This is a genomic window from Bacillus sp. AR13-1, from assembly GCF_008042285.1.
GTDB classification, from domain to species: Bacteria; Bacillota; Bacilli; order Bacillales; family Bacillaceae_G; genus Bacillus_A; species Bacillus_A mycoides.
This window is the reverse complement of sequence record NZ_QNUA01000021.1, coordinates 1-19,012: the sequence shown is the minus strand read 5'-3', so window position 1 is coordinate 19,012 and position 19,012 is coordinate 1. Positions and strand designations below refer to the sequence as shown.

Below are 19,012 nucleotides of genomic sequence, written 5' to 3'. Positions count from 1 at the left end.
TCAATGTTAATATTACCCTCCTATAAGTATTAACATGCGTAATTGAGGTGTTTTCTTTGTTGTTTTATGATCGAATTTCTATAATGGCCCCTCCTGTTCCATAGCTAAGGAAAGTCTATTCATTTCTGAGATTTTCAAAGTTATAGGAGGGTATTAAAAGTGAAAAAAGTCTCAGTACCATCACTTTGGTTAATGATTATTCTTGTGGCATTTCCGCAAATTAGTGAAACAATTTACACACCGTCTTTACCGGATATTTCAAAGGCGTTGCACGTAAGTAATAATGAGGTACAGTTAACGCTTAGTGTTTATTTTGCTGGATTTGCTTTAGGTGTATTTTTTATTGGATGGTTATCAGATATAATTGGTCGTCGCCCAGCAATGTTATTTGGAATTGTAGTATATGGCGCTGGAAGTTTCTTATGCTATATTGCAAATTCTATTGAATTTTTATTGTTTAGTCGTTTTATTCAAGCATTTGGAGCAAGTGCTGGTTCAGTTGTGACACAAACGATTCTTCGTGAAAGTGTAGAGGGGCATAAACGTCATGTTATGTTTGCTCAAATTTCGGCAGTCATTGCTTTTACACCAGCGATAGGTCCACTAATTGGGGGCTTTCTTGATCAAATGTTTGGATTTAAAATAGTATTTTTAAGTTTAGTTGTTATGAGTGTTGGGATTTTGTTATATACGTTTGTTTCTCTTCCGGAAACAAAAACGGAATCAGTAACGGAGAAAATAAATGTATTTTCTGTATTAAAACGGTTGATTACAAATCCGAAAGTAGTAACATATGGGTTAATAATTGGAGGAGCGAATGGTGTTTTATTTAGCTACTATGCAGAAGCGCCGTTTATCTTTATTGAATACTTTCAGTTATCGCCTAGTATGTACGGATTTCTAGGAATTGTTGTTGCTTCCGCTTCTATTATTGGGGCGAAAGTTTCAAAGCGGTTACTTGCTACTTATAAACCAGAGAAAATTATATATATCGGTTGTCTTGTAATGACAGGAGGAGCTATCTTCTTAACTGTTATTAATTCATTTGGATCAAATCCAAACATAATATATATGATTGGATTTTTAGTAGCGATGTTTATATTGCTATTAGGAATTGGGGTAGCATTGCCTAACTGTTTAAGTTTAGCATTAGTAGATTTTCAAGATGTCATTGGTACAGCTGGAGCATTGTTTAGCTTAGGCTACTATGTAATTGTAACGATGACAATTTGGGGAATGAGTCAGCTTCATACGGGCTCGTTAATGGTGATGCCGCTTTATTTTCTGGCTATAGTAGTTATCATGATGGTATTTACTAAAGTGTTTATTTTTGGTAAACAAACTTCAAAAACGATTTAAATATGAAATGGTAAAAGAGTCTCATTTTTTAATGAGACTCTTTTATATTTTATGAAAATAACTATAGGTATGAATATATAATTAATGTTAAAATATAACAAAATTGTATAGTTATAGTTTTTAGGGAGGGTAAAAATATGTTAATGAATCTAGTATGCGCTCTACTAATCATTTCCGGACTTATTATAGTTGTAAGAAATACTTTCATTTTAAACCACTATCTTTGTAATTTAATGGCATTCTTTTGTGCTTATATGACAACATCTTCCTACGTATTAGAGCAACTTTCGTTAACAAAAACCATATTGATACTATGTTTGTTGCTGATAACTTTTATTCTTATATACTCACATTTCGAGATTAGAGGGCTCGCTTTTAACGATTATACGGTATTTAATCTAGCTTCTAGCCGAGTGAATATATTAGTGAAAGACGGGTTAACCGAAGCGAACATAGAATTTACATTGGATAAAAATAATATATATTTATCAGGATCTCCTGTTAAAATTCGAATATTGAATAGACCATTACATACAACTAATATTTTATTTAGAAAATGCCCAGAGGGTATAAAGACAAAAATTAAAGGTATTATTAAGGAAAAGATAAAAGCTGAGGAGAAGAGTTTTCCTCTTTCCGGTGTATTGTTGATTGTTTTAAGTGTAGTTATATTTTTCTTAAAGTAGGAGATGGGATAGAGAATTTTTAGTTGTGAGAACGGGATAAATAAGAGATGTAGAAGCTAGTGACTTTGTTGTTTTACTAATATATTAAATTTATGTGAGAGGTGTTAATCGCATGTGTAAGCAATTACGGTACAAACTATAAATAGTGAAGTATATGCGGTATGAAACCGAGGAAGATAGGATCTCCTCGGTTATTTATATTGTAATAATATTTATACCGGAATCATATTGAATAGATGTATTTTATTGTTAATTTAGTTAAAAATTAATCAAACTAATATATAATAATTTACTGAAAAAATAATTGAACTTTTCAGATAAATGAATTAATATGAAGTGAGCAATTTTAAATTTTATAGAAAATAGGAAGATGAGGGGTTTGGAAAATTTTATAAGAGGCAAAATGAGATTTTAGGATAGCTTTAAAGTTAGTCTAAAATGACGTTTGTTTCATCATTTTCAGGGCCGAAAGGAATTAGGGTACACCATCTTACTTTAAATGCGGCTATGAATCATCTAAGAGGGGGAAATGAAGTGGCAAACAAAGAATTGAAACGAGGTTTAGAAGCACGTCATATTCAAATGATTGCTTTAGGCGGAACAATTGGTGTTGGTTTGTTTATGGGGTCAGCCAGCACGATTAAATGGACAGGTCCGTCAGTAATGCTTGCATATGCAATCGCAGGTGTTTTCATCTTCTTCATTATGCGTGCCATGGGAGAAATGTTGTATATGGAGCCAAGCACAGGTTCATTTGCGACATTTGGTCACAAATATATTCATCCATTAGCTGGTTATATGACAGCGTGGAGTAACTGGTTCCAGTGGGTTATTGTTGGAATGTCAGAGATTATCGCAGTTGGAGCGTATATGAAATATTGGTTCCCGGATTTACCGGCTTGGATACCTGGTATTATCGCGATGGTTATTCTTGGTGCGGCCAACTTAATTTCGGTTAAGTCATTTGGTGAATTTGAATTTTGGTTTGCGATGATCAAAATCGTTACGATTCTATTAATGATTATTGCGGGATTTGGACTTATTTTCTTTGGAATTGGTAACGGCGGAGAAGCGATTGGCATATCTAATCTTTGGGCAAACGGCGGTTTCTTTACAGGTGGTTTTTCAGGATTCTTCTTTGCATTATCACTTGTAGTTGGAGCGTATCAAGGTGTGGAATTAATCGGGATTACTGCTGGTGAAGCGAAAGATCCGAAGAAGACACTTACTAGAGCAATTCAAAGTACAATTTGGCGTATTTTAATTTTCTATATTGGTGCTATTTTCGTTATTGTAACTGTTTATCCTTGGGATCAATTAAGTTCAATTGGTAGTCCGTTCGTAGCAACTTTTGCGAAAGTTGGTATTACGGCAGCTGCGGGACTTATTAACTTCGTTGTTATTACAGCCGCAATGTCTGGTTGTAACAGTGGTATTTATAGTGCTGGACGTATGCTTTATACACTAGGAGTAAATGGACAAGCACCGAAATACTTTACGAAGATCTCTAATAACGGTGTACCTTTATTCGGTACAGTTGGTGTAATTATCGGTTTAGCGGTTGGTGTTGTTTTAAGTTATATTGCACCAAAAAACTTATTCGTATATGTATATAGTGCGAGTGTACTTCCTGGTATGGTGCCATGGTTTGTCATTTTAATTAGTCAAATTAATTTTAGAAAAGAAAAAGGAGCAGAGATGAAAGATCATCCATTCAAAATGCCATTTGCTCCTGTTACAAACTATTTGACAATTGCCTTTTTAATTATGGTATTAATCGGAATGTGGTTTAACGATGATACGCGTATTTCATTAGTTGTAGGTATTGTTTTCTTAGCTATCGTCACAATTAGTTTCTATGCTTTCGGAATAGGGAAACGACCTCCGTTAGATGTTCAAAATGATCAAGAGATTTCAAGTAAATAAAGATAGTAAAAAGTCCGATTTCCCGTTTAGAAATCGGACTTTTTATTATTAAAATTTCTCTAAAACGATCTTTCCAATTGTACGCCCACTTTCAAGTTGTGCATGTGCTTTCTTTACGTTTTCAGCGTTAATTGGTGTGAATGTTTCATTTAATGTAGTCTTTAAAATGCCTTCATCTAATAGTTCGCTTACTTTATTTAATAGTTCGTGCTGCGTACTCATATCACCAGTTTCATACATCGCTTTTGTAAACATAAACTCCCAAACGAATGTAGCACTTTTACTTTTTAAAATTCCCATCTCAAGAGGGTGTTCATTTTCTACGATAGAGCAAATTTTACCTTGTGGTTTAATGATGTCACCCATCGCGTGCCAATGCTGATCAGTATTGTTTAAGCAGAAGATATAATCTACATCTTTTAGCCCAAATTCTAATATTTGATCTTTTAAAGGTTGGTGATGATTAACTATATAATCGGCACCGAATTTTTCCACCCAGTGTATAGTTTCGTTGCGGGATGCGGTTGCGATTACGTTTAGTCCAGCCCATTTAGCTAACTGAATAGCAATCGAGCCAACACCACCAGCTCCGCCGATAATTAAAATGTTTTTAAATGAATTTTCATCTTTCTTATTATAATCAATCCCTAAACGTTCAAACAAACCTTCCCATGCGGTAATGGCTGTTAAAGGAAGTGCTGCAGATTCAGCATCACTTAACGTTTTTGGTTTTTTACCAACAATTCTTTCATCAACTAAATGGTATTCACTGTATGTACCTTGCCTTGTAATGCTTCCAGCGTAAAACACTTCATCGCCTTCTTTAAATAACGTACAACCATCGCCAGTTTGCACGACAACACCGCTAGCATCCCAGCCAAGTATTTTTGCTATATCTTCTTTTTTATCTTTCGGAGATCGAACTTTTGTATCAACTGGATTAACGGAAATAGCGTTAATCTTTACAAGTATATCTCTTCCTGTGGCAACAGGTCTTTCAACTTCAATATCAATTAAACTGTTTTCTTCTTCAATAGGTAAGTATTCATGTAAACCAATTGCTTTCATTTTTATTCCCTCCATTAAAGTAAGAGTCTTTTTCTCTTTTATTATAGTAGGTAAAGTGTCATTATGTAAAAAAGTTGAGTCCTTTCCATTTTGTTAAAGGCTGGTTTCAGCCTCATTTAGAACTTTGTAAATGGAGAGGAGCCATCGTTTTGATTTTATAAGCGTCGGATGAAATATATACTTATTTTTCCAGTGTACCTTGCAATGAACAATACCAAGTGTTATATTATACTTGTAGTTACTTATTATAAAACAGTACTAAACAATAAGTAGTAGTAGATGCCAATTAGAATAGGGTGAATGAATATTGAATGTACAATTTAAAAAAGGAGTTTTAGAACTTTGTGTTCTTGTTTTACTTGATAAGCAAGACCGTTATGGGTATGAATTAGTTCGAAGTATTTCCAATCAAATTGAAATATCAGAAGGGTCTGTTTATCCTCTACTTCGTAGATTAACTAAAGAAGAATATTTTACAACGTATTTACAGGAGTCTTCAGAAGGGCCTTCAAGGAAGTATTATAAACTGACGGATAAAGGTAGAACGTATTTGTACCAACTTTTGGAGGAATGGAATGAGTTCTCACAAGGTGTCAATCAATTAATAAAAGAAGGTGTACGTAATGACGAAAGATAAATTTTTACAACAATTAAACGTATCTCTAAAAAGATTATCTGAAAAAGAACGTGCAGATATTTTAAAAGATTATGAAGAACATTTTACTTTCGGATTAGAGGAAGGAAAAACTGAAGAAGAAATTACAGCTTCATTAGGTTCGCCAGCTCAAATCGCCAAAGAGTTATTAGCAGGTTATCATATTGAGAAAGTAACAGCGAGTGCAACAACAGGGAATGTTTTTCGGGCAATTTGGGCAGTAATTGGATTAGGATTTTTCAATTTAGTAATCGTGCTTGGACCTGCAATTGCAGTAACCGCATTGATTTTTTCAGGGTGGACTCTAGGAATCTCATTTTTGTGTTCACCACTGCTTGTTATTGTTGATACCATTGTGCCTCCAAATACATTCTTACTTTTTAACCTTTTCGTTTCTTTAGCACTTTGTGGACTTGGATATTTCATTGTAATCGCTATGTTATCTTTAACGAAGTTAGCAAAGAATGGATTTGTTCGTTATTTAAAGTTCAATATAGCACTAGTAAAAGGTGGTTTTAAGCATGATAAATAAAAAGAAACTTTCAATCATTGCAGGTATTATTTTCATTATTGGGATTGTGGGAAGTCTATTCACTTATCGTTCAATTGCCACAGTACCAATTTCAGAAGAAAAGGTCATTAACAATAATAATGTGTCAAGCGTCATTATCGATACGAATAACGTGCGTGTTAACATCAATCCTACAACAGAAAGTAACATGAAAGTAACATTAGATGGGGAAGTTAATCCTAACATAAAAAGAACATTAGCTACGGATGAAAAAGATTCAACGCTTCTCATTTCTTACAAAGAAAAACAACAGATTTGGTTCAACTTCAACATTTCTGAAGTATTGGTCCCATTAACATTAAATGTCTATCTGCCTGAAAAACAATATGATTCATTAAAAATTTCCAATAACAATGGTTACGTTTCTGCAAAACAACAAAATACAACGCATTTTGATATCAATACAAGCAATGGGCGTGTTGAATTAAGAGAGATCAATTCGCAAAAAATTAATGCGGAAACAAATAATGGAAGTATGGACTTTAAAGATATAACGGCACAAAATATTCATGTGAAATCGAATAATGGACGAATAATGCTAGATCATGTTGAAGGTGAACTAGAAGGGCAATCTAAAAACGGAAGTCTTTCTCTTAAAACAAATGAACTTGATCGAAATCTCAATTTTACGACTCACAATGGCAAGATTAATATTGAAACTGAAAAAGAACCAACTAATGTTCAATTTAATGTCTCTGTCGACAATGGAAAAGCGAATATCCTGAATAAATATAATGGAAATGCAGTTATTGGGAAGGGAGAAAATCAAATTAAATTAAACACACATAACGGAAGTATTTCAGTGAAAAAGCATGGAAACTAAAGTAGCATATTAATCTTGGGAATTTTCGCTCATCACATATAAAGAGCATGCAAATCAATAATAAATAAGCAAAATAGCCGACTCCTTTTTTTAAACATGTAGGTAGTCGGTTATTTTATGTCCAAAATTCGTTTTAACGTCTTGGTTTCGACGACTTAATTAATTATCTGAAAATATAAAATATATTCTGTTTTCAGATAATGGAAGTGTTATTATAAGAAAAAGTGATACTTTTATCTTATATACTTAAAGGAGGATTGGATTTCTGCATAGGCTTTCCAGTATCACTGGATTTGGAATGAAAAGTTGTGAACAATTGAAAAGATAATAGTTGAAATAATGAAAGGTGAGAAGGAGTTTATTTCTCATAAGCGAAATATAGTATTGTTTTATCTTAAATTATTTGTAAAGGTGGATACATAATGACAGTAAAGAAGCTTTATTTCGTCCCAGCAGGTCGTTGTATGTTGGATCATTCGTCTGTTAACAGTACATTAACACCAGGGGAATTATTAGACTTACCGGTTTGGTGTTATCTTTTGGAGACTGAAGAAGGACCTATTTTAGTAGATACAGGCATGCCAGAGTGTGCCGTTAATAACGAAGATCTTTTTAACGGTACATTTGTTGAAGGACAGATTTTACCGAAAATGACGGAAGAAGATAGAATCGTAAATATTTTAAAACGCGTTGGTTATGAGCCGGAAGACCTTCTTTATATTATTAGTTCTCACTTACATTTTGATCATGCAGGAGGAAATGGTGCTTTTACAAATACACCGATTATTGTGCAGCGTGCTGAATACGAGGCGGCACAACATAGTGAAGAATATATGAAAGAATGTATCTTGCCAAATTTAAACTACAAGATCATTGAAGGGGATTATGAAGTCGTACCAGGAGTTCAATTATTGTATACACCAGGACATACTCCGGGGCATCAGTCGCTATTAATTGAGACAGAAAAATCCGGTCCTGTGTTATTAACGATTGATGCATCTTATACGAAAGAAAATTTTGAAGATGAAGTGCCGTTCGCTGGATTTGATTCGGAATTAGCTTTATCTTCAATTAAACGTTTAAAAGAAGTTGTTAGGAAAGAGAACCCAATTGTTTTCTTTGGACATGATATAGAGCAGGAAAAGAGTTGTAAAGTGTTCCCTGAATATATATAAATAGAAAAAGTCATGGGCCTAGTAGCTCATGACTTTTTCTATTAAATAACCTTTTTAAATAAGTTATATACTTTTTTTGAATTACCTTCATTTAATTGATAATAAGTAAGGTCTACGTCATCAGGAGTGTTTTGATGGGCAATCATAACTTCACTACTGTTGTTATCTACTATCCAAATTAAATATTGTTTATAAGTTCCATCTTGGAAAGTAATCCACATGTTACAATCTACTAAATCAGAACCTTCTTCATCTAGCGTTAAATCGCCTTTTTTTGCTGTATCCATACTGTTAATGAATGTTTTTAATTCATCTGTTTTTGTAAGGAAGATAGATTTTTTTGTCTTAAGCGACTCTACATGTATATCTTTTATTTCCTGCTTTCCTAAAAAAACAGGAGGTGCATTTGGGTCTCTTTGAGTTGAAATAATAGTAGCTTTCTTCTTTGGTTTACTTGCTGTATAGAGATCTTGAATAGATTTTCCAGAGTTTAAAAACCATACGGTTCCAAAAACAATCAATGCGCTACCTATCAATAAAATGATTTTCTTAATAGGGTATTCTCCTCTCTATGGCTTCATGTGAAGAGCTTTTCTATTAATATATGATAGGTAAGCGTAAAGTATTATAGTTGAACGTGGTTATGCTTCACGGTTTTTATAGGGCGATCAACGAGTAAATTGTAAGTGAGCCCTATTAATACGAGAATTCCACCGATAATTTTTCCGGTTGATAGTTCGTGTGACAGGAAGAAATCGATGATAGTCCCCGTAAACAATTGTCCGATAAAGATGAGTAATGTTAAATAAAATGCTGATATTTTAGGAGTAATATAGTTTGATAATGAGATGACGATAACGCCTACTAATCCGCCTAAGTATACAGCGATAGGTATGGATTGTAACGTATGACTAGAAATATACAACGAATCTGAACTGAAAATTAAAAATAACATGGAGAAAAATAATCCAGTAATATAATTGAAAAATGTGCCTTCCCAATTTCCAATTTCCTTTGCTAAATTCGCGTTAATAATTCTAGCAACAACGATAGAAACACCAGCTAAAATAGCGATACAAATATATAACATTTTCTTGCCTCCATTAATAAATTGTCATGACTATAATTCCAGAAGAGATGAATAATAATCCAATTAATTTTTTCTTATCAAACTTCGAAACTTTCATTCCTAATAAACCAAAATGATCAATAACTATGGAAGCGATGGATTGACCAAGTAAGCTTAATGCAATCGTAATAGAGGCACCAAGAGCAGAGAAACTTATATTATTAAAAAGAACAGTGAATACTCCAATTGCCCCAGCGCTATATAAAAAAAGTGGAATACCTTTATCAAAATGGATTTTATTTTTGTTAAGGATTAAAACGAAAATAACTGCTATTAAACCGACAAGATGAATGACAACACTCGCTGTATAATTACCGATTATTTCAGATAAAATCCCATTCAATGGGAGCATAATGGCAATAAGGACACCAATAAAGACAGAAAGAAAGTTATACAATGTAATATCCCCTTTTTATATTTCATATTTGTAATGACTGTATCATGCTGAAATTGTGTATTACTATGACATATGTCATAGTGAAAGAAGAAAATTTTGTTTACAATTGGGATGAGTTGTAAAGGTGGGGGACTATGAAGAAAGTATGTAATTCTAATAAATTAGCAGAGTATATGAAACAAAATAATATTGATTCATTTTTTAGTAGTGATATGAAACCATATATGGAACTTATATTTTTTAAAAAGAATGAGTTCATTTGCAGAGAAAACGAAGAGATAGATTATTTATATTTCTTTGTTGAAGGAAAAGCGAAAGCGTTTAACACATTAAGTAACGGGAAATCTGTATTATTATGTTTTTATGACAGTTTGCAGTTGCTAGGAGATGTAGAGTTAATTCACTCTCAAAGAATCAATTCAAACGTACAAGTTATGGCAGACTCATATTGTGTTGGGCTACCTTTAGGGAAAGTGAGAAACCAATTATTTCATGATGCGAAATTTTTAAGATGTATTTGCGGTTCTTTAGCCCATAAATTAAATCGACTTTCAAAAAATAGTACAATTAATTTACTGTATCCACTTGAAAATCGACTTGCGAGTTACATGTTAGCAGCAGGGGAACGGGCGGTTCAGCACGGAAATAGAATTGTGTTTAGTGGGAATTTAACGGAAATAGCTGAATTGTTAGGGACGAGTTATCGGCATTTATTACGTACATTAAATGTTTTTTGTGATAAAGAAATTATAAAGAAAAATAATGGTTGCTTTGAAGTGATGAATGTAGATGTTTTGCGGGAATTGGCGGCGGATGTTTATAAATAGGAGGGTATTATAAATGATTACACCTATATTTAGAATTTTTGATATTGAAAAGGCTCAGTTATTTTACTTGAATTTTTTAGGGTTTAAACTGGATTGGGAACATCGGTATGAGGAAAATATGCCATTATATATGCAAATTTCGTTAAATGATACTGTAATACATCTATCTGAACATCATGGGGATGCTTCACCAGGCGGTGCAATTCGTGTGAAAATAGAGGATTTAAAAAGTTATTATGCTATTTTATCAAGTAAAGATTATGCGTATTCAAAACCTGATATAGAGAGAACACCTTGGGATACAATTGAATTAACTGTGATTGATCCGTTCTCAAATAGAATTACATTTTATGAGGAAAGGGTTTAGAAATTGAGGTGTTATAAATAATTTATCAAAGTAGGGGTTACAATGAAGAGAAAAATAGCGATGATTTCAGATATTAATGGGAATAGTCACGCTTTAAAGGCGGTATTAAAAGATATTCGAAATGATAATAAATTTAGGTGATAGTGTGTATGGGCCGTTAGATCCTTTGGGGACAATTGAAATATTAATGAGTAACGAGATGATACATATTAAGGGGAGTTTACTTTATAGTGAACTGCTCTTTTTTATTTTGGATAGATATTGAATTATAAAAAAATAAAATGTTATGATTATGGAAACGTATGAACATATGAACATGTATTCATGTGTTTGTGAGAAGGAGGAATTGGAATGAAAGATATAATTATCGTTGGAGCTGGTCAAGCTGGATTAACAATGGGATACTACTTGAAGCAGGAAGGATATAGTTTCTTATTACTTGAGGCGGGAAACCGAATTGGCGATTCTTGGAGAGACCGCTATGATTCTTTGCAGCTCTTCACACCAAGGGAATATAGTAGTTTACCAGGTATGATATTAAAAGGAGAAGGGAGTGGATTTCCATGTAAAGATGAAATTGCAATTTATTTAGAAGAATATGCAAGGTATTTTCAATTGCCGGTACAATTACAGACTCAAGTTTTAAAAATAAGAAAAGAGAAAGAAATATTTGAATTACACACTCCTACAGAAATTTTACAATCGAAAAAAGTTATTATCGCATCAGGTGGTTTTCAGCAACCATTCATCCCCTCATTTTCACAACATCTTTCATCACATATTTTTCAAATACATTCATCACAATATAAATCACCATTACAAATTCCAAAGGGAAAAGTACTTGTAGTAGGTGGTGGGAATTCAGGCATGCAAATAGCAGTAGAACTTGCAAAAACTCATGAAGTTACAATGGCTATAAGTCATCCGTTAACCTTTTTACCGTTATATCTTTTTAGAAAAAGCATTTTTAATTGGTTAGAAAAAATGGGTTTATTGTATGCCGAAATACATACAAAGAGAGGAAGGTGGTTTCAGAAGCGAAAGGATCCCATTTTTGGTTTTGAAGGTAAGGAACTTATTCGTAGTGGAGCAATAAAACTACAGGGAAAAGTGGTAAGTGCATCAGGAAATAATATTATGTTTCAGAATGGTGGCACGTATAGTGCACAAAGTATTATATGGTCTACTGGTTTTGTTCAAGATTATAAGTGGATTGAAATAGAAAAGGCAGTGAATATGAATGGATTGCCTAATCATACAAAGGGAATGAGTCCAGTAAGAGGATTGTATTATATTGGACTGCCGTGGCAATCTCAAAGGGGTTCTGCGCTTATTTGTGGTGTAGGAAAGGATGCGGTGTATTTGCTTTCTGAAATCAAAAAATAGATCAGTAGCAACAGCTACTGATCATCCATATGTACATGAATTAGGAGAGGTCAAACATTTCAAACGTTTATTAGCTTTAGTATAATAGATTTTCATGAAATAAAAAACTGAAAATTGTAATTTTTTGTTGAGAAAGTTTTTTGTATCGAAATATATAAAAAAACGGGGATTTCTATTGAAAGAAAATATGATATTTATATTTTAGTAAATTATGATATAGTCTATATAAGATTCTTTTCCTTAAATTAGGTTTTTTGTATAGTAATTACATTCGCAGTTGGAAAGGGGAAAAAATTGTGAAGTTTGATGATCAACGTCTACTAGGAATACGATTAGGTTCTGTACTCATAACAGAAGAAAATCAATATTTAGTAATTAAGAAGAAAGATCATTATGCACTATTAAACATACATAATTTAGAATGCACACATGTCGAAGTGCAGTTAGAGCATATTGAAGAACTGCTGCATGAAGATTTCCAAGAAAGTATAACTGAAATTATCGCACCAGAACATATTAAAATTGTGGTGAAAAATGTTATATAAAGAAAGAAGCTGGGAGAATCAGCTTCTTTCTTTGTTTTACTTCGTTAATTATAAGGATAACATTTTTAAAATCTCACCAATAATCCCATCCTTTTGATGAACACCTAAATCCGAGTTCGTTATAATAACAGCGCCATTACCTCGGTATGGATTACATACCATCATACATTGAAATCCAACACCCCAGCCAAGTGAATGAATTTGTAAGTCTTCATTAGAATACTCTAGAAAAACACCTAACCCAGTCCATTTGGTGCATCCTTGAGGAGAAATCATATCTTGTACTGTTTTTTGAGAAAGTTCCAGTTTGCTATTTCCCTGTAAGGACTGAATGATTTCAATAATTAAAGTTGATAAGTCAGTTGGTGTTGTCCAAATGCCTGAAGCAGCTGCGAATGGATAAAATGGATACTTCTCATTTGTAACGGTGCCATCTTTATTATGTCCACAAGCAAATGTATCTAATTTATTTATATCTTCAGTAGGGAATACCGTACTATTCTTCAGTTGAAGTGGTTGAAAGATATATTCTTCAAGTAAAAGGTTAAATCGTTTTCCAGTTATATTTTCAAGTAGTAGTTCGATAATACAAAAATTTGCGTCAGAGTAGTGGAATTGGCTTTCTGGTGCATAAGTTACTTCTATAGGTACTGGGCAATATAATGTTTTACCAGCAAGGAGCTTAGGGATTTTAGGTATTCCTTGCACTAGCTTATAATGTTCAAAACTATTGGGAGGATCAATGATTCCAGATTGGTGACTTAATAAGTTTCGCAGCGTGACTTTTTTCTGTGAAGTAAATAGATTGGTAGGGATGTTCCAAGATGTGAGTTTATCATTTACGTCTTCATCTAAATATACGATTCCTTGATCTGATAACGTTAGTACAAGCATTGAAGTGATGAATTTGCTAATAGAACAAGAATTGAATATGGAATCCGTAGTGACAGTTCTAGTTGTTCCAGATTCAAGTGTTCCGAAAGCAGTAGCTTCATCAAGTTTACCGTCACGTATAACGGCAAAGCTTAACCCTGCAACAGAATATTGGTTCATTTTCTCATATATATTGTTACTTTTTAAGTTCATAGTGACTCCTTTCTTTTAAAAACAGAATATTAACTTTACTATACAGTAGTAAATAGAGAGAAAAGGAAAACACTTCATCTTTTATCGATGAAGTGTTTTCTTAGTTTAAGTTAATTCGAAGTAAATGCTTTAAAAAATTTATCTCTGTACATGTACATAAGCCATGAGGCTGTTATAAAGGAAATAAAGATTTGTTTGTTTTTAATTGGTGCATTGAAAACAAGCCAACCAACTATATCAAATAACAAATGTAGTGCAATTGAAAGAACTACAAATTGTAGTAACGTCTTAAAAAATCTCTTCATAAAGTGTCCCCTAAAATAAAAGGTTTTATCCCGCATTAACGGGCAGTAAAACTCCCACCTCAAAATTCGACTGGGGCAAAGAAGTTAGGTGGGAGTCGGGCTGCCCGTAAACACCCGATTGGTGAAGACTAATAATCAGTGGGGGACGAACAAAACCCCCACTGATTAAAGTTTCACTTTATCAATAATGTTGTATATTACTATTATACATTAAATGTGTCCTGTGGTAAAATTTACATAAATTACTTAAATAAAACAATGCTAGTGAGGAGGAACAGTCTTGGAATTTTGGATTGTCATACCGATAGCGGCCTTTGGATTTATGTATCTCGCTGAAAAATTAAATAAAATCGAAAAGAAAACAGATACGCGTTTAAAGAGGATGGAAGATAGATTACAATTAATTTCGAAAGAAATGGGAATTGTAGATAGAGAACCTGAAATTAATAAAGAATTACGCCAGCTTGTGGAAGAAGGAAAAACAGTTACAGCAATTAAGAGAGTAAGAGAGGCTTTTGGATTTTCATTGTTAGAAGCGAAGCAATATGTTGATAAGTTATAAAAAAGATCATCCAATTGGATGGTCTTTTTTTACTGAACCATACGTGTATTTACATAAGCAGCGATTATAACGTGGCCAATAATAATGATGGGAAATATAATTTTAACATTAGGAGTAATGAAGACACTGCCAATTGTGGCAATAACACCAGCAATTAAATTATAAAGACCAACTATTTTTGATAACTTCACTTTGTCAGGTACACGGCGTTCATTGAATCCTGATAAGAGCCAAGTGTATTGTTTTACTCCGATGAAATAAGCTAGTGCAAATGAAATGATGGCTAGTATGAATAATGATGGCGAAGCGAAGAGAGTCATTGAGAACACCTCCGTTAAAGGGCTATAAATAAATTATAGTATGAATGTTATAATTTAACAAAATACATTTTTGATTTTAAGTTTATTAAAAATGAGATATTTACGATGAAGGGAGATTACATATGAATATTTCGGAATTCCAGCAATATGTATCGAGTTTCAGTAAAGAAAAAGGATTTCAAGATACAACAATTGAAGAGCGTACGATGTATGCGATGGCGGAATTAGGTGAATTAGCGGAAGTTATATTAAAGCGTGATAAAATACAAGATTCGAAAAGAGAGATTGGTTTAGAAATGTTTGATGTAATTTGGAATGTATGTGATTTAGCAAACAAGTTAGAAATTGATTTAGAGAAGGCGTTTGAAGAAAAAATGATGATTAATAAAAAACGTGAATGGTAAAAGGAAGGTTAAAAAGCGCACAAAATTTTGTGCGCTTTTTATTAATGGTATGAAAAATATGTAAAAAAAGATGGAACAAACATTTGAGACGAATTGTCTAATATAGGAAATAACTATTTAGTTTGAAAGAAGGGGTGGAGAAAATGAAAAAGAATATATTATTAAAAGTAGGGGTATGTGTTAGTTTACTAGGAACAATTCAATTTGTTAGCACAATTTCTTCTGTGAAAGCGGAACAAAAGCTAGAGCAAAAAGTAATAAAGAATGAGACAGGAACTATTTCAATTTCTCAGTTAAACAAAAATGTATGGGTTCATACTGAGTTAGGTTATTTTAATGGAGTAGCAGTTCCTTCGAACGGTCTAGTTCTTAACACTTCTAAAGGGTTAGTGCTTGTCGATTCTTCTTGGGATGATAAGTTAACGAAGGAACTAATAGAGATGGTAGAAAAGAAATTTCAGAAGTGCGTAACGGATGTCATTATTACACATGCGCATGCTGATCGAATTGGCGGGATAAAAACGTTGAAAGAAAGAGGCATTAAAGCGCATAGTACAGCATTAACTGCGGAACTAGCAAAGAAAAATGGATATGAAGAGCCACTTGGAGACTTACAAACAATTACGAATATGAAGTTTGGAAATATAAAAGTAGAAACGTTCTATCCAGGGAAAGGGCATACAGAAGATAATATTGTCGTATGGTTACCGCAATACAACATTTTAGCTGGAGGCTGTTTAGTGAAATCTGCGGAAGCTAAAGATTTAGGGAATGTTGCTGATGCATATGTAAATGAATGGTCGATATCGATTGAGAATGTATTGAACCGATATGGAAATACGAATTCAGTAGTACCTGGTCATGGTGATATAGGTGATAAAGGATTGCTTTTACATACACTGAATTTGTTGAAATAAGAAACAAGAAATAAAGTAATAATGAAGCGAATTGTAGATTTAAGAAATTTTTGGAATACAAAAGAGAGGAGAAAACTATTTCCTCCTCTTTTTCTTTTAACTATATTGAAATGCCGAAGCTATTGATTACGCCTAAATATGTTACTGAGATTTTAATTCTAAATATACAAATACCAGTACCGTCATAATTGCTATAACAACGTAAGTAACATCAAGCATTATAAGTGTCTTTAAAGTTTCAGTCATCCTAATTCACCCCTGTTATAAAAATATAACATGACCTCTTATCAATTAAATAAGAGATCATAAAGATAACAATGTACATGAAATTTCTTAAGTAGTTTCTATATAAATATATCATATAAATAATGTAAAAAATGTTAAGATGGTGTAAATGTATTGTAAATAAAGAGGTTTCCTATAAAATCTTTAATCAAAAAATTGATAGTTCTTCAAAATGAAAAAACGCTATTCTTTCTGTTGAATGATAGAATAGCGTTTTTGTATGCTTATTAGTTGCTAATAGTTCTCTAAATCAATTATCTAGCTATTTGAAAGCATCAACAAAGTTGTCCATTTTTCTGTATGTTTTTTTGATGTCAATAAAAATATTATGTCAACAATATGAACTGTCACAAATTTATATATATTATTGTGATTCATATCACATCCCTTTTTCTCAATGGGTATTATGCTTAATTTGTAACGAATGATTGGGAGAGGGTGGGATGATATGTTTTGTTATCAATGTGAACAAACGCCAACAGGCGGATGTAAAGTGATGGGTGTTTGTGGTAAGAATGAAACAATTGCAAGTTTACAAGATACGATTGTGTTCGGATTAAAAGGAATAGCGGCTTATCGTACGCATGCTGCGCAGCTAGGGTATACAGATGCATTTGTAGATGCTACAACTCAAGAAGCGCTATATATGACATTAACAAATTCTAACTTTAATGAACAAGAACATATTGATATGGCTATGAAAGTAGGGAAATCGGCTTTACGAGTAATGGAGTTATTAGATGAGGCACATACGAATCACTTTGGTGTTCCGGAGCCTGTTCAAATTACGCAGAACCATGTAGAAGGTAAGGCAATTGTAGTTACTGGTCATAATTTATTTGCATTAGAAGAGTTATTAAAGCAAACAGAAGGAAAAGAAATTAACATTTATACGCATTCTGAAATGCTACCAGCACACGGATATCCACAACTGAAAAAATATAAACATTTAAAAGGAAACATTGGTAAGGCATGGTATGATCAACGACGCCTTTTCGAAAAATTTATAGGTGCCATATTAGCTACAACGAACTGTGTTATGCCAATTAAAGGATCATACTCTGATCGATTCTTTTCATATGATATTGCAGGTTTAGAGGGTGTACAAAAAATTGAAAATGATGATTTTGCACCATTGATTCAAAAAGCGCTTGAACTTCCAGAAGTACATATGGAGTCGGATGAGCAGTTAGTAACAGGGTTTCATCATAATACAGTATTATCATTAGCTCCGGAAATTATTAATGCAGTAAAAGAAGGAAAGATTAAGCGTTTCTTTGTCATCGCAGGTTGTGATGCTCCGGGAAAAGGCGGAGAATATTATCGTGAATTAGCAACGTCGCTTCCGCCAGAAACGGTTATTTTAACAACTTCTTGCGGGAAATTCCGTTTTAATGATGTGAGTTATGGTGTTGTACCTGGTACGGAGATTCCGCGTTACATTGATTTAGGACAATGCAATAATTCAATTTCTACAGTGAAAATAGCGGCCGCTTTAGCAGATGCTTTCCAATGTGAAGTGAATGAATTGCCAGTAAGTATTGTCTTATCATGGTTTGAACAAAAAGCGGTTGCTATTTTACTTGGGCTATTTAGTCTTGGAATTCAAGATATTCGCATTGGTCCAAAGGCGCCTGAATTTGTTTCACCTGGCGTGCTTGATGTATTACAAGAGACATTCGGTTTAAAACTAATTACAACCGCAGCAGAAGACATGAATATGATGTTATCGTAACAAAAAGGATGTCCTATATGTAGAGTTGACTTTATAAAGAGTTTGTATGTATTCGCAAGCTCATGTATTAGATGCACAGGTGCATTAGTAGAAGAACAAAAGAATGATCCGTCTTTTTAATAAGGAGAGCTATCCACATTCATTAACTTCGGAATATTATAACGCCCAAAATAAAAATGCGGAATTTTTGTTTTGGGTATTTCCTTTTCTTAGCTGGATAGGTATGTGGTGAGATTTCTTAAGAAGAAAATAGGCAGTATCCAATAGATAATAGCGGATTTAAGAAAAAATTTAAAAATCGAGTTGACATTCTATCTACATAGTCATACAATGTAGTGGTAATGAGTAATACTGAATAGCGTAGTTTTTAAAAATATATTCAGTATCCAATAGGCAAAAGCGGATTTAAGAAAAAATTTAAAAATCGAGTTGACATTCCATCTACTTAGTCATACAATGTAGTTGTAATAAGTAATAAGTAATA

The 19,012-nt window shown here is 33.0% G+C and carries 22 protein-coding genes and 1 pseudogene; 16 read left to right on the top strand and 7 right to left on the bottom strand.

From position 1 onward, the window contains the following. Window positions 1–159: 159 nt before the first annotated feature. The 3 genes from DN408_RS16940 to DN408_RS16930 all read left to right on the top strand — a co-directional run bounded on the left by DN408_RS16940 (window position 160) and on the right by DN408_RS16930 (window position 3,971). Window positions 160–1,359: a multidrug effflux MFS transporter gene (locus DN408_RS16940; RefSeq protein WP_147740260.1), complete on the top strand. Its 1,200-nt coding sequence runs from the start codon at window positions 160–162 to the stop codon at window positions 1,357–1,359. Between the two features lie 137 nt (window positions 1,360–1,496). Next, window positions 1,497–2,045, top strand: coding sequence for a hypothetical protein (locus tag DN408_RS16935; protein ID WP_002167897.1), 549 nt, complete (start codon window positions 1,497–1,499; stop codon window positions 2,043–2,045). A 534-nt stretch (window positions 2,046–2,579) separates the two neighbouring features. Then, window positions 2,580–3,971 carry an amino acid permease gene (locus tag DN408_RS16930; RefSeq protein WP_002167898.1) on the top strand — a complete coding sequence of 464 codons (1,392 nt, stop codon included), beginning with the start codon at window positions 2,580–2,582 and terminating at the stop codon, window positions 3,969–3,971. Between the two features lie 48 nt (window positions 3,972–4,019). On the opposite strand, the gene DN408_RS16925 is transcribed toward DN408_RS16930, so the two are convergent. After that, window positions 4,020–5,039, bottom strand: a complete 1,020-nt coding sequence (locus DN408_RS16925) for a zinc-binding alcohol dehydrogenase family protein (protein WP_002128387.1) — start codon at window positions 5,037–5,039, stop codon at window positions 4,020–4,022. A gap of 307 nt (window positions 5,040–5,346) precedes the next feature. On the opposite strand from DN408_RS16925, the gene DN408_RS16920 reads away from it, so the two are divergent. From DN408_RS16920 to aiiA, 4 genes are all read left to right on the top strand, one after another. Then, entirely contained in the window at window positions 5,347–5,676 is a 330-nt protein-coding gene (locus tag DN408_RS16920; protein WP_002165328.1) for a PadR family transcriptional regulator, read from the top strand. Further along, window positions 5,663–6,226 carry an HAAS signaling domain-containing protein gene (locus DN408_RS16915; protein WP_147740259.1) on the top strand — a complete coding sequence of 188 codons (564 nt, stop codon included), beginning with the start codon at window positions 5,663–5,665 and terminating at the stop codon, window positions 6,224–6,226. Before DN408_RS16920 ends, DN408_RS16915 begins: the two co-directional genes overlap by 14 nt. Then, a complete protein-coding gene (locus DN408_RS16910; protein ID WP_002185271.1) occupies window positions 6,216–7,088 on the top strand; it encodes a DUF4097 family beta strand repeat-containing protein in 873 nt (290 codons plus the stop codon). Before DN408_RS16915 ends, DN408_RS16910 begins: the two co-directional genes overlap by 11 nt. Window positions 7,089–7,510: 422 nt before the next feature. Next, complete coding sequence (gene aiiA / locus DN408_RS16905) at window positions 7,511–8,263, top strand: quorum-quenching N-acyl homoserine lactonase AiiA (RefSeq protein ID WP_002185272.1); 753 nt, start codon at window positions 7,511–7,513, stop codon at window positions 8,261–8,263. A gap of 41 nt (window positions 8,264–8,304) precedes the next feature. On the opposite strand, the gene DN408_RS16900 is transcribed toward aiiA, so the two are convergent. The 3 genes from DN408_RS16900 to DN408_RS16890 form a co-directional block, all read right to left on the bottom strand. Beyond that, window positions 8,305–8,784 (bottom strand): hypothetical protein, encoded by a 480-nt coding sequence (locus tag DN408_RS16900; protein ID WP_002128384.1) that lies wholly within the window; start codon window positions 8,782–8,784, stop codon window positions 8,305–8,307. Window positions 8,785–8,888: 104 nt separating this feature from the next. Further along, the gene (locus DN408_RS16895) at window positions 8,889–9,353 is read right to left on the bottom strand and encodes a DMT family transporter (RefSeq protein WP_002014128.1); all 465 of its coding nucleotides are present in this window, start codon (window positions 9,351–9,353) and stop codon (window positions 8,889–8,891) included. A 13-nt stretch (window positions 9,354–9,366) separates the two neighbouring features. Next, the gene (locus DN408_RS16890; protein ID WP_002128381.1) at window positions 9,367–9,789 is read right to left on the bottom strand and encodes a DMT family transporter; all 423 of its coding nucleotides are present in this window, start codon (window positions 9,787–9,789) and stop codon (window positions 9,367–9,369) included. Between the two features lie 134 nt (window positions 9,790–9,923). Between DN408_RS16890 and yeiL the strand changes: the two genes are divergently transcribed. The 5 genes and pseudogenes from yeiL to DN408_RS16870 all read left to right on the top strand — a co-directional run bounded on the left by yeiL (window position 9,924) and on the right by DN408_RS16870 (window position 12,914). After that, entirely contained in the window at window positions 9,924–10,616 is a 693-nt protein-coding gene (yeiL, locus tag DN408_RS16885; RefSeq protein WP_002033401.1) for a transcriptional regulator YeiL, read from the top strand. Between the two features lie 13 nt (window positions 10,617–10,629). Further along, a complete protein-coding gene (locus DN408_RS16880) occupies window positions 10,630–10,983 on the top strand; it encodes a glyoxalase superfamily protein (protein WP_002014124.1) in 354 nt (117 codons plus the stop codon). 42 nt (window positions 10,984–11,025) lie between these two features. Then, a pseudogene (locus tag DN408_RS32510) lies at window positions 11,026–11,203 on the top strand (metallophosphoesterase family protein); the annotation flags it as partial. Window positions 11,204–11,334: 131 nt separating this feature from the next. Next, window positions 11,335–12,369: a flavin-containing monooxygenase gene (locus DN408_RS16875; RefSeq protein ID WP_002128378.1), complete on the top strand. Its 1,035-nt coding sequence runs from the start codon at window positions 11,335–11,337 to the stop codon at window positions 12,367–12,369. Window positions 12,370–12,665: 296 nt separating this feature from the next. Further along, a complete protein-coding gene (locus tag DN408_RS16870; RefSeq protein ID WP_002087603.1) occupies window positions 12,666–12,914 on the top strand; it encodes a hypothetical protein in 249 nt (82 codons plus the stop codon). Window positions 12,915–12,962: 48 nt separating this feature from the next. Here DN408_RS16870 and DN408_RS16865 read toward each other — a convergent pair whose 3' ends face one another. Together DN408_RS16865 and DN408_RS16860 are read right to left on the bottom strand one after the other, a co-directional pair. After that, complete coding sequence (locus tag DN408_RS16865; RefSeq protein WP_002185284.1) at window positions 12,963–14,000, bottom strand: serine hydrolase domain-containing protein; 1,038 nt, start codon at window positions 13,998–14,000, stop codon at window positions 12,963–12,965. Window positions 14,001–14,110: 110 nt separating this feature from the next. Then, window positions 14,111–14,305 carry a hypothetical protein gene (locus DN408_RS16860; protein ID WP_002087600.1) on the bottom strand — a complete coding sequence of 65 codons (195 nt, stop codon included), beginning with the start codon at window positions 14,303–14,305 and terminating at the stop codon, window positions 14,111–14,113. A 280-nt stretch (window positions 14,306–14,585) separates the two neighbouring features. Here DN408_RS16860 and DN408_RS16855 point away from each other — a divergent pair, with 280 nt between their 5' ends. Next, entirely contained in the window at window positions 14,586–14,867 is a 282-nt protein-coding gene (locus tag DN408_RS16855; RefSeq protein WP_002128376.1) for a hypothetical protein, read from the top strand. A 29-nt stretch (window positions 14,868–14,896) separates the two neighbouring features. On the opposite strand, the gene DN408_RS16850 is transcribed toward DN408_RS16855, so the two are convergent. Further along, the gene (locus DN408_RS16850) at window positions 14,897–15,187 is read right to left on the bottom strand and encodes a DUF3784 domain-containing protein (RefSeq protein WP_002190266.1); all 291 of its coding nucleotides are present in this window, start codon (window positions 15,185–15,187) and stop codon (window positions 14,897–14,899) included. Between the two features lie 122 nt (window positions 15,188–15,309). On the opposite strand from DN408_RS16850, the gene DN408_RS16845 reads away from it, so the two are divergent. The 3 genes from DN408_RS16845 (at window position 15,310) to hcp (ending at window position 18,528) form a co-directional block, all read left to right on the top strand. Continuing rightward, a complete protein-coding gene (locus DN408_RS16845) occupies window positions 15,310–15,591 on the top strand; it encodes a MazG nucleotide pyrophosphohydrolase domain-containing protein (RefSeq protein ID WP_012261329.1) in 282 nt (93 codons plus the stop codon). A gap of 143 nt (window positions 15,592–15,734) precedes the next feature. Continuing rightward, window positions 15,735–16,508 (top strand): BcII family subclass B1 metallo-beta-lactamase, encoded by a 774-nt coding sequence (bla2, locus tag DN408_RS16840; RefSeq protein ID WP_078179271.1) that lies wholly within the window; start codon window positions 15,735–15,737, stop codon window positions 16,506–16,508. 733 nt (window positions 16,509–17,241) lie between these two features. Continuing rightward, window positions 17,242–18,528 carry a hydroxylamine reductase gene (gene hcp / locus DN408_RS16835; RefSeq protein ID WP_033734180.1) on the top strand — a complete coding sequence of 429 codons (1,287 nt, stop codon included), beginning with the start codon at window positions 17,242–17,244 and terminating at the stop codon, window positions 18,526–18,528. Window positions 18,529–19,012: the final 484 nt, after the last annotated feature.

Bases quoted from the DNA above. Each gene is read 5' to 3' on its own strand.
- DN408_RS16935 (WP_002167897.1), top strand. From the start codon at position 1,497: ATGTTAATGAATCTAGTATGCGCTCTACTAATCATTTCCGGACTTATT.
- DN408_RS16925 (WP_002128387.1), bottom strand. From the start codon at position 5,039: ATGAAAGCAATTGGTTTACATGAATACTTACCTATTGAAGAAGAAAAC.
- DN408_RS16915 (WP_147740259.1), top strand. From the start codon at position 5,663: ATGACGAAAGATAAATTTTTACAACAATTAAACGTATCTCTAAAAAGA.
- DN408_RS16910 (WP_002185271.1), top strand. From the start codon at position 6,216: ATGATAAATAAAAAGAAACTTTCAATCATTGCAGGTATTATTTTCATT.
- aiiA (WP_002185272.1), top strand. From the start codon at position 7,511: ATGACAGTAAAGAAGCTTTATTTCGTCCCAGCAGGTCGTTGTATGTTG.
- DN408_RS16895 (WP_002014128.1), bottom strand. From the start codon at position 9,353: ATGTTATATATTTGTATCGCTATTTTAGCTGGTGTTTCTATCGTTGTT.
- yeiL (WP_002033401.1), top strand. From the start codon at position 9,924: ATGAAGAAAGTATGTAATTCTAATAAATTAGCAGAGTATATGAAACAA.
- DN408_RS16880 (WP_002014124.1), top strand. From the start codon at position 10,630: ATGATTACACCTATATTTAGAATTTTTGATATTGAAAAGGCTCAGTTA.
- DN408_RS16875 (WP_002128378.1), top strand. From the start codon at position 11,335: ATGAAAGATATAATTATCGTTGGAGCTGGTCAAGCTGGATTAACAATG.
- DN408_RS16865 (WP_002185284.1), bottom strand. From the start codon at position 14,000: ATGAACTTAAAAAGTAACAATATATATGAGAAAATGAACCAATATTCT.
- DN408_RS16860 (WP_002087600.1), bottom strand. From the start codon at position 14,305: ATGAAGAGATTTTTTAAGACGTTACTACAATTTGTAGTTCTTTCAATT.
- DN408_RS16850 (WP_002190266.1), bottom strand. From the start codon at position 15,187: ATGACTCTCTTCGCTTCGCCATCATTATTCATACTAGCCATCATTTCA.
- DN408_RS16845 (WP_012261329.1), top strand. From the start codon at position 15,310: ATGAATATTTCGGAATTCCAGCAATATGTATCGAGTTTCAGTAAAGAA.
- bla2 (WP_078179271.1), top strand. From the start codon at position 15,735: ATGAAAAAGAATATATTATTAAAAGTAGGGGTATGTGTTAGTTTACTA.
- hcp (WP_033734180.1), top strand. From the start codon at position 17,242: ATGTTTTGTTATCAATGTGAACAAACGCCAACAGGCGGATGTAAAGTG.